The 10,374-nt window shown below is 66.3% G+C and carries 6 protein-coding genes; 4 read left to right on the top strand and 2 right to left on the bottom strand.

Features of this window, described 5'->3' with window-relative positions; translation table 11 throughout:
* Nucleotides 1–66: 66 nt before the first annotated feature.
* Nucleotides 67–1,080, top strand: coding sequence for a LacI family DNA-binding transcriptional regulator (locus AC07U0_RS12500; RefSeq protein ID WP_494720341.1), 1,014 nt, complete (start codon nt 67–69; stop codon nt 1,078–1,080).
* A gap of 5 nt (nt 1,081–1,085) precedes the next feature.
* Here the strand turns inward: AC07U0_RS12500 and AC07U0_RS12495 are convergent, their stop codons facing one another.
* Both AC07U0_RS12495 and AC07U0_RS12490 read right to left on the bottom strand, forming a co-directional pair.
* On the bottom strand, nt 1,086–2,717 hold the full coding sequence (locus AC07U0_RS12495) for an alpha-glucosidase (protein WP_494720340.1): 1,632 nt from the start codon (nt 2,715–2,717) through the stop codon (nt 1,086–1,088).
* On the bottom strand, nt 2,714–4,513 hold the full coding sequence (locus AC07U0_RS12490) for an alpha-amylase family glycosyl hydrolase (protein WP_494720339.1): 1,800 nt from the start codon (nt 4,511–4,513) through the stop codon (nt 2,714–2,716). Before AC07U0_RS12490 ends, AC07U0_RS12495 begins: the two co-directional genes overlap by 4 nt.
* Before the next feature lie 348 nt (nt 4,514–4,861).
* Here AC07U0_RS12490 and AC07U0_RS12485 point away from each other — a divergent pair, with 348 nt between their 5' ends.
* From AC07U0_RS12485 to AC07U0_RS12475, 3 genes are all read left to right on the top strand, one after another.
* The gene (locus AC07U0_RS12485) at nt 4,862–7,651 is read left to right on the top strand and encodes a TonB-dependent receptor (RefSeq protein ID WP_494720338.1); all 2,790 of its coding nucleotides are present in this window, start codon (nt 4,862–4,864) and stop codon (nt 7,649–7,651) included.
* A gap of 130 nt (nt 7,652–7,781) precedes the next feature.
* On the top strand, nt 7,782–9,296 hold the full coding sequence (locus tag AC07U0_RS12480) for a tryptophan halogenase family protein (protein ID WP_494720337.1): 1,515 nt from the start codon (nt 7,782–7,784) through the stop codon (nt 9,294–9,296).
* Nucleotides 9,293–10,297: a cupin-like domain-containing protein gene (locus tag AC07U0_RS12475; protein WP_494720336.1), complete on the top strand. Its 1,005-nt coding sequence runs from the start codon at nt 9,293–9,295 to the stop codon at nt 10,295–10,297. The genes AC07U0_RS12480 and AC07U0_RS12475 overlap by 4 nt, the downstream gene beginning before the upstream one ends.
* Nucleotides 10,298–10,374 lie beyond the last annotated feature (77 nt).

Genomic DNA, 10,374 nt, shown 5'->3' with positions numbered 1-10,374 from the left:
TGGCGCCGCATGAATAAGCAAGTTTTGCAGAAAATTTTGCAGACGGCCTGCCTGGAGCCCGCGACCTTGAGCCGCAAGACCACCCGACTGGAAGATCTGGCCCGTATGGCCGGGGTGTCGATCGCGACGGCGTCGCGCGCGCTGAACGACAGTCCCGCCGTCAACGACCGCACCAAACAGGCCATCTGGAAGCTGGCGCGCGAGCACGACTATCCGTTCCGCCGCTATATGCCAGCCGGCCCGATCGGGGCCCAGGGCACGATCGCTCTGGTGACCCCGCGACCGCAGGGCCGTGAAGGGCGGCTCAGCGATCCCTTCTTCCTGGAACTGCTGGCCGGGGTCGGCGAGGCGGCGCGCGAGCGCGGCTGCGATCTGGTCATGAGCCATGTCTCGCCGGCCAATCTGGACGACCTGTCGGTGGCCATGACCACCAGCCGCGCCGACGGTGTTATCTTCCTCGGCCAGAGCACGCTGCACGCCGCCTTCAACCGCATGGCCGAGACCGAGAGCCGGTTCGTGGTCTGGGGCGCCGAACTGCCGGACCAGAACTATTGCTCGGTCGGCTCCGACAACATCAGCGGCGGACGCCGGGCGACGGCCCACCTGGCGCGTCTGGGCCGCAAGCGCATCGTCTTCCTCGGCGACCTCGATCCGCCCGAGGCCATGCAGCGCCAGCGCGGCTATGCCGAGGCCATGGAGAGCGCCGGTCTGGTCGTCGATCCGGATCTGGTCGTGCCCGCCCATTTTGAGGTCGAATCCGCCGAGGCCTCGGTTGATTCCCTTCTGGCGCGCGGACTGGAGTTCGACGGCATCGTCGCGGCGTCCGATCTGATCGCGCTCGGCGCCGTGCGCTCGCTGCTGCACCACGGCAAGACGGTGCCCGGCGACGTCTCCGTCATCGGCTTCGATAATGTGCCCTTCAGCCGCTACAGCCGTCCGGCCCTGTCGACCATCGCCCAGGACACCATGAAGGCGGGCCGGCTGATGGTCTCCAAACTGCTCGATTCCACGGGCGATCGCGCCGGCCGGTCCGAACGCATTCCGACCGATCTGATCGTGCGCGAGACCTGCGGCGGCTGATCGCATCAGGCCCGCGCCAGCAGCAGACCGGCCAGCGAGGGCAGGGTTCCGGCGGCCGGGTCGGGCGTGTTGACCGCCTCGACCACCTGCCAGCCCGCGGGCAGCGTCCATACCTCGGGCGAATGGCCGAGGTTGAAGACGCAGAGCAGCGCCTCGTCGCCTTCGCCGCGCTCGAACGACAGCACGGGTCCGGCGACCGGATACATGTGCATGCCGCCGGTGCGCAGGGCCGGATAGCGGTGGCGCAGGCCGATCAGCTCGCGCGACAGGTTCAGGATCGAGGTGGGGTCGGCGTCCTGGACATCGACCGCCAGCGGATAGTGGCGCGGGTCGATCGGCAGCCAGGGCTCGACGGTCGAGAAGCCGGCCTGAACGGCGTCGGCCTTCCACGGGATCGGAGTGCGGGCGCCGTCGCGGCCCAGGGTCTCGGGCCAGTTGGCGATGGCTTCGGGATCGACGAGGCGTTCGAACGGCACGTGCGCCTGGGGCAGGCCCAGCTCCTCGCCCTGATAGACGAAGACATTGCCGCGCAGGGACATGAGCAGCAGCATGGCCATCTCGGCGAACTGTTTCTCGTCGCGGCCCTCGGCCCAGCGGGAGATGGCGCGCGGCGCGTCGTGGTTGGAGAAGGTCCAGGACGGCCAGCCCTCGCCGTCGACACCGGGCCACATCGCCGGCCCCTGCTCGACCAGTTCGGCGCTGAGATGGTCGGAGTACAGATAGAGGAAGCCGTATGCCGAGTGCAGCCGGTCGGTCCCTTGCGTGTACTGCTTCATCTCCTCATTGGCGCGGTCGCCGCCGACCTCGGCGACCAGGAAGCGGTCGCCGGGATAGGTCTCGGCCAGGGCGCGCAGACGGCTGAGGAAGACCGGGATCTCCGGCTGGGACTGGTTGTGGATCTTGTCCTGGAAGTCGAAGGGCCGGGTCCGCTTGCCGTTCGAGGTGAAGGCCGGGTTGTCGGTCAGCTTCGGGTCGTGGATGGCGAAATTGATGGCGTCCAGGCGGAAGCCGTCCACGCCGCGGTCCAGCCAGAACCGCATGGCGTCGATCAGGGCGTTCTGCACCTCCGGATTGGCCACGTTCAGCTGCGGCTGCTCCTTGAGGAAGTTGTGCATGTAGTACTGGCGGCGGCGCGCGTCCCAGGTCCAGGCGGGGCCGCCGAACACCGACTGCCAGTTCGACGGCGGCGAGCCTTCGGGCTTGGCGTCGGCCCAGACGTACCAGTCGGCCTTGGGGTTGGTGCGGTTCTGACGGCTTTCCGTGAACCAGGGGTGCTCGTCCGAGGTGTGGGAATAGACCTGGTCGATGACGACCTTCAGGCCCAGCTCGTGGGCGCGGGCGACCAGGGCGTCGAAGTCGGCCAAGGTGCCGAAGATCGGATCGACGTCGGTGTAGTCCGAGACGTCGTAGCCGAAGTCCTTCATCGGCGAGGTGAAGAAGGGCGACAGCCAGACGCCGTCGACGCCCAGCGAGGCGATGTGATCCAGATGGGCGGTGATGCCGGGCAGGTCGCCGACGCCGTCGCCGTTCGTGTCGGCGAAGCTGCGCGGATAGACCTGATACAGGACCGCACCGCGCCACCATTCGGCGGCGGCGTCGGTAGACGTCAGAGGATGGCTCAGGGTCTGGACGTTCACTCTTGGCCTTCCGATACGCAGATCATGTAGTCGAGGGGAGGGACGCTAACCCGGATCGTTCCGGGCGCCGATGCCGTGGCGGGGCAGGTCCCGCGCAGGCTGTTCCACTTTTGTGACGCGGCCGCGACTTCCACATTGGCGGTCAGGGGCTCGGTCGAGGTGTTGTAAAGGATCAGGGTCTCGCCCGGCTGGCCGTCGATGACGCGCGAGACGGCGAACAGGCCGGGCTTGTCGCCGGCGAAGCGCACGATCTGGCGGCCGCGACGCAGGGCGGGATCGGCGGCGCGGATACGGGCCATTTCCGCGATACGCTGATAGAGGGGGGCGGTGGTGTCGAAGGGCGCGTGGTCTCCGCCGATGCGCTTGTGGCGGGCGTAGTCGGCGACCTGGCTCTCGAACATGTCGGCGCGCGCGGCGCCGTAGCCGCCCTGTCCGCCGAAGCCCTGTTCGTCGCCATAGTAGATGACCGGCGCGCCGCGGCTGAACATCATCAGGGCGTGAGCGAGCGTGTCGCGCGCCAGTAGCTCCTCGTCGGAGGCTTCCGGATGGGCCTTGGCGATGAAGCCGCCGATGCGGCCCATGTCGTGGTTGCCGAGGAAGGTCGGCAGCTGCATCGCGCCCTGCTCGCCGCCGGCATAGAGGGCGTCGGCCATGAACAGGCGGGCGAGGGCGTCCGTGCCCTTGACCCCGTTGGCGACGTCGGTCGCCGTGGTCTGGAAGGCGAAGTCCAGCACCGCCGGATAGCGGTCGACCTGGGTGAAGCGGGCCAGCATCGCCGGGTCGTGGTCATAGACCTCGCCGAAGATGTGGAAGTTCGGAATGCCCTTCGCCTTCGCGCGCTCGAGCATGGCCGGGACGAAGGCCTGCCAGAACTCGGGGTTCACGTGGCGGGCGGTGTCGATACGGAAGCCGTCGACGCCGTAGCGGTCGATCCAGTCGCCGTAGATCTCGATCATTCCCTGAACCACGCGCGGGTTCTCGGTGAACAGGTCGTCGAGGCCGGCGAAGTCGCCCTCGGTCGAGCTTTCGCCCGTGAAGGTCGTGTCGCCCCGGTTGTGATAGTAGATCGGGTCGTTCAGCCAGGCCGGAACCTTCACCGTCTCCTCGCCCGCGGGAAGGTACGGCGTATAGGCGTAGTTCGGGCTGGTCAGCCGCTCGAAGTTCGAGCCGTCGAAGCCGTCGTTGATCGGGGCTCCCTCGACGCCGCCATGACGCGAATAGGGATAGTCGGCCCGGCTGCGGTAGGCGCAGTCGTTCTTCGGGCATTCGCGGTAGCGGATCACATCGGCCGTGTGGTTGGCGATGATGTCCATATAGACCTTCATCCCGCGCGCATGGGCGGCCTGAACGAGGGCGGCGAAGTCTTCGTTAGTCCCGAAATGCGGATCGACAGAGGTGAAGTCGGTGATCCAGTAGCCGTGAGCGCCCGAGAACTCATGGCCCGGTTCGCCCTGGACCGGCTTGTTCTTGAAGACGGGCGCGACCCAGACGGCGGTGGCGCCCAGGCCCTGGATATAGTCGAGGCGACGGGTCAGACCGGCGAGGTCGCCGCCGTGATAGAAGCCCTCATCGGTCGGATCGAAGCCGTTCTGCAGCTTTCCGCCCGGGATGCCGCCCGTGTCGTTGGCGCGATTCCCGTTCTCGAAGCGGTCGGGCAGCAGGAAATAGATGACCTCATCCTGGGGCAGGCGCGCGCGGAAGTCGGCGGGCGCGGTCTGAACCGCGGGGGAGGGGCCAGAGGCGGGGGAGGCGGCGGCCGCCTGGGCCATCGCCGCACCGCACACGATCATGCCCATGACACCGGTCGCAACGGCCACAGACGCACGGATCATCCGGCTTTGGGTGTTTCGCTGTCCCATACGTTCCTGTCCAGTTTGCAGCCGAATGCATCGTTCGTCTGGCTTGTTTGCAAGATTTTGCAAAACCGCCTCAGCCTGTCAATCGCCTGATTTTGCCGCCTTGTCCTGCGGCAAAAGCGCATGCTGCGCTGCAACATCGCGATTCTAGCTGTGTTTTGGTTGTGCCATACCGACGGTTTTTGCGCGCTCAATCATTACGGACTTGCAAGGTCGACTTTCTTTTGCATATTTTTGCGACAGGCCAGATCGCAGCGTCAGAAACGCGGGCGGCCACCAGGGAGGTAGATGATGATCAATCGTTTCAACATTCGCGCACGTCTGATGACCGGCGGAGCGATCGGCGCTGTGGCCATGATGGCCTTCGCCGGCGCGGCCAGCGCGCAGACCGCGCCTGCCCAGACGGACGATGGTGCGACCCAGGTCGACGAAATCGTCGTCACCGGGATTCGCGCCTCGATCGCCAACTCGGTCGCCGCCAAGGCCCGTAACACCTCCATCGTCGAGGTCATCTCGGCCGAGGACATCGGCAAACTGCCGGACGTCTCCATCGCCGAATCGCTGGGCCGTCTGCCCGGCCTCAGCACCCAGCGTCTGGACGGCCGCTCGCAGGCCCTGTCGATCCGCGGCCTCGGCCCGGACTTCACCACCGCGCTGCTGAACGGCCGCGAACAGGTCACCACCGGCGACAACCGCGGCGTCGAGTTCGACCAGTATCCGTCGGAACTGCTCAGCGGCGTGACGGTCTACAAGACCCCGGACGCCGGCCTGATCGGCCAGGGCCTGGCCGGCACGGTCGACATGCAGTCGATCCGCCCCCTGGCCTATGGCCACCGCACGATCGCGGTGAACGCCCGCTATGAGCTGAACGACATCGGCGCGCTGAACTCGGGCACGACCGACCACGGCAACCGCTATTCGATCTCCTACATCGACCAGTTCCTGGACGGCACCCTGGGCGTGGCCCTCGGCTACGCCCATATGGAAAGCCCCTATCAGTCCGAGCGCTTCAACAGCTGGGGCTACGCCAACCTGAACGCCACCACCCTGGTCGAAGGCGGCATCAAGCCGTACGTCATGTCCAGTGAGCTGAAGCGCGACGGCTATATGGGCACTGTGGAGTGGAGGCCGAACGATCGCTTCTCCTCGACCATCGACGCCTTCTATTCGAAGTTCGAAAACTCGCAGGTCCTGCGCGGCATCGAGTTCCCGCTGCAGTGGGGTGGTTCGGCCGGCGACTGTACGGTCAACGTCCAGAGCGCCATCTGCCGTCCGGGCCCAGCGCTCCGCGCCGGCTATACGGTGCAGGACGGTCTGGTCACCGCCGGCGTCTACGACAACGTCAAGGGCGTCGTCCGTAACGACTTCAACGGCCGCAACAGCGAGATCACCTCGATCGGCTGGAACACCAAGTTCCAGGCCACCGACGACTGGGGCTTCGCCCTGGACCTGAACTATTCGAAGGTCGACCGCACCGACCAGATCCTGGAATCCTATTCGGGCACGGGTCGCAACATCGCCGGCCAGCTGGACAGCCTGGGCTTCACCCTGGATGACGACGGCGTCACCCATCTGACCAGCAACATCAACTACGCCGATCCGAACCTGATCCGTCTGACCAGCCCGCAAGGCTGGGGCGGTGACATCATCCCGGGCGGCCAGGACGGTTATCTCAACACCCCGACCATCACCGACGAGATCAAGGCCGTTCGCCTGACCGCGCGTCGTGAACTGCACCAGAGCCCGTTCAGCTCGATCGACTTCGGTTTCAACTACACCGAACGCAACAAGGACTTCGTCAACGACCAGTACTTCCTGGGCGTTCCCGGCGGCGCTTCGGCCGTGGTCCCGAGCCAGTTCCTGCTGGCCCCGACCGAGCTCGGCTACCTCGGCATCCCGGCGGTCCTGAGCTACGACTCGATCGGCCTGGTCAACAGCGGCTTCTACAACCTGGTCCGCAACCCGAACGCCGACGTCCTGTCGGGCAACTGGCAAGTGTCCGAGAAGGTCTCGACGACCTACATCAAGGCCAATATCGACCATAACCTGTTCGGCCTGCCGCTCACCGGCAACGTCGGCGTTCAGGCGGTCTATACCGACCAGAGCTCCAGCGGCTTCTCGGCCAGCGGCACCGGCGCCTCAACCCTGTCGACGCCCGTCACCGGCGGCGCGGAATACCTGGAAATCCTGCCCAGCTCGAACTTCATCCTGGAAACGGGTGAGAACATGTTCGTCCGCTTCGCTGTCGCCCGCACGCTGGCGCGGCCGCGGATGGACGACATGCGCGCCTCGCGGAACTACAGCTTCGACGTCTCCAAGAACACCGCCGCGGCCCGTCCCGACGTCAACTCGCCCTGGGGCGGCGGCGGCGGTAACCCGGAGCTGAAGCCCTACATCGCCGACGTCGTCGATCTGTCGATCGAGAAATACTTCGCCAACCGTCGCGGCTATGTCTCGCTGGCCGGCTTCTACAAGAACCTGGAGACCTTCGTTTACACGAAGAACCAGATCTTCGATTTCACCGGCTATCCGACCGGCGGCGTCACCCCGGTGATCAACCAGGGCGTCGTTTCGGCCCCGGCCAATGGTCAGGGCGGCTATATCCAGGGCTTCGAGTTCGCCCTGTCGGTCCCGGCCGAGATGATCCACCCGATGCTGGAAGGCTTCGGCGCCCAGTTCAGCTATTCGGAGACCACCAGCGAGATCCAGCCGGATCCGACCCAGGCCCCGACCGCGGTGCCCGGCCTGTCGGAGAAGGTCGCCAACCTGACCGTCTACTACGAGCGTGACGGCTTCCAGGCCCGGATTTCGGATCGCTACCGTTCGGACTACCTGGGCGAGGTCGCCGGCTTCGGCAACGGCCGCACCCTGCGTTCGGTCGCCGCCGAAAACGTCGTCGACGCCCAGATCGGCTACACCTTCCAGTCCGGTCCGCTCGAAAACCTCGGCATCCTGGCCCAGGTCAACAACCTGACCGACGAGCCGTTCAAGACCTTCCAGAACGGCGACGAACGCCAGACCATCGACTTCCAGCGCTACGGCCGCACCTTCCTGTTCGGTGTGAGCTACAAGTACTGAACCAAACAGCGTCGGGCGTTTCCTCCCTGACCCGACACTGAAACTTGCGCCGCCCGTCCCCCTGACGGGCGGCGTTTTGTTTGCCGCGCGCGTCCTCTAGGGTCGGCGCAGATACGGGAATCCCAAGGCCATGGCCGAACCCATCAACTCCGTTCTGATCGTCGGCGGCGGCACCGCCGGCTGGATGGCCGCAGCGGCCCTCAATCGCTCGCTCGGCCCCAACTGTCAGGTGTCGCTGGTCGAAAGCGACGACATCGGCATCGTCGGGGTGGGGGAGGCGACCGTGCCGCCCATCCGCGACTTCAACGCCCTGATCGACCTCGACGAGGCCGAGTTCATGCGCGAGACCCAGGCGACGCTGAAGCTGGGCATCGAGTTCGTGGACTGGGGCACGAAGGGCAACACCTACCTCCATCCCTTCGGCACCTTCGGCCCGGGGCCGACGCTGGGCGAGTTCCAGCAATCGTTTCTGGCGCTGAGGGCGCAAGGCCGGATCGCCGACGACGTCGAGGCGTATTCGCTGTGCAGCCAGGCCATCAAGGCGGGCAAGGCGGCCTTCCGCGACCCGGATCCGCGCTCGCCGCTGAACGCTCTTTACACCGCCTACCACTTCGACGCCGGCCTCTACGCCCGCTACCTGCGCAAGGTCTGCGAAGGCCGGGGCGTGACCCGGATCGAGGGCGAGATCGTCGATGTGACCCTGCGGCCCGAGGACGGCTTCGTTGAGCGGGTGAGGCTGAAGGACGGGCGCGAACTGACCGCCGACCTGTTCATCGATTGCACCGGCTTCCGCGGGCTGCTGATCGAAGGCGCGCTCAAGGCCGGGTTCGAGGACTGGTCCCACTGGCTGCCGATGAACCGGGCCTGGGCCGTGCCGTGCGACAGGGTGGCGCCGACCACCCCCTTCACCCGCTCCACCGCCCGCGACGCCGGCTGGCAGTGGCGCATCGCCCTGCAGCACCGGACCGGCAACGGCCACGTCTACTGCAACGACTTCATGGGCGATGACGAGGCGCGGCAGGTGCTGCTCGACAACCTTGATGGTCCGGCCCAGGCCGAGCCGCGTCCGCTGCGGTTCACCACGGGGCGTCGCAAGCGGTTCTGGGAGAAGAATGTGGTGGCCCTGGGCCTGTCGAGCGGCTTCATCGAACCGCTGGAATCGACCAGCATCCATATGGTCCAGTCGGGCATCTACCGGCTGCTGCAGCACTTCCCGGACAGCCGCTTCAGCCCGGTGAACATCGACACCTACAACCGCCGCATCGGCGCCGAGGTCGAGCTGATCCGCGACTTCGTCATCCTGCACTATCATGCGACCCAGAGGGACGACACGCCGTTCTGGCGGCACGTCGCGGCCATGCCGGTGCCGGATACGTTGAGCCAGCGGGTCGAGGCCTTCCGCGACCGGGGGCTGCTCTATCAGTCGGGCGCAGACGAGTATTTCAGCCAAGGCTCGTGGATGGCGGTGATGTACGGCCAAGGCATAAAGCCGACGGGCTTCAATCCGCTCTACGGCTTCCAGAACCTCGATCAGGTCCAGGCCGGCTTCGGTCAGATCGCCGAACGCTGGCGGGAGGTCGTGGCGCGCATGCCGATGCACGATGATTTCCTGAAAGCCAAGGGCATGTGGGCGGGCACTGAATGAAGACGGTCCCGGTCTTCCACGACATCGACCGCGCCCGGTTCGAGGCCGAGATCGTCCCGGCGGGCCGTCCGGCTGTGCTGAAGGGGTTGGTCGCCGACTGGCCGATCGTCAAGGCGGCGACCTCGGACGAGGCCCTGGCGGCCTACATCGGAGGCTTCGACAACGGCAGGCCGGTCAGGACCTTCGTCGGAGCGCCGGAGATGGGCGGGCGGTTCGGCTATTCGCCGGATCTGAAAGGCTTCAACCACGAACAGATGATGGCTCCGCTGGCCGAGCTGGTGCGGCGGCTATTGGCCGGGCGCGGCGACCCGCGTATGCCGCATGTCTATGCCGGGGGCGTGCCTGCCCCGGACGTGCTGCCGGGTTTGCCTGAGGCCAATCCCATGCCGCTGCTGGATCCCGCCATGGAGCGGCTGACCTCGCTGTGGATCGGCAACCGGTCGCGCACCGCGGCCCACTGGGACCTGCCCCAGAATCTGGCCTGTGTGGTGCGAGGCAAGCGGCGCTTCACCCTGTTTCCGCCCGAGCAGATCGGCAACCTCTACGTCGGGCCGCTGGACTTCACTTTGGCCGGCCAGCCGATCAGTCTGGTGGATGTCGTCGATCCCGACTTCGAGGCGCACCCGAAATTCCGTGACGCGTTGGCGCATGCCGAGGTCGCGGAGCTGGAGCCCGGCGACGCTCTCTACCTGCCCAGCCTCTGGTGGCACCATGTTGAAACGCCGGAGGATTTCGGGGCCATGGTCAATCTGTGGTGGCGGGCCGGCCCGGCCTATATGACCACGCCCCTGCTGACCCTGTTCCACGGTCTGACCACGATCCGCGACCTGCCGGCGGACGAGCGGATGCGGTGGCGGGCCTTCTTCGACCACTATGTCTTCCAGACCGGCGACGACCCTGTGGCCCATATTCCGGTGGCGGCGAGGGGGGTTCTGGCCCCGATGACCGGCGATCTGCTGGGCCGGATCAGGGCGCTGATCGGTCGCAGCCTGCAACGTTGAGAGCGTTCTCAATTTTTGATGACAAGGGTCTCTGAATGGGCCATCAGTGCGCTCAAGGCTCTCTCGCCGGGACGGTC

The organism is Brevundimonas sp. GW821-FHT02A10 (assembly GCF_059422025.1).
This window is presented reverse-complemented; position numbering and strand designations above follow the sequence as displayed.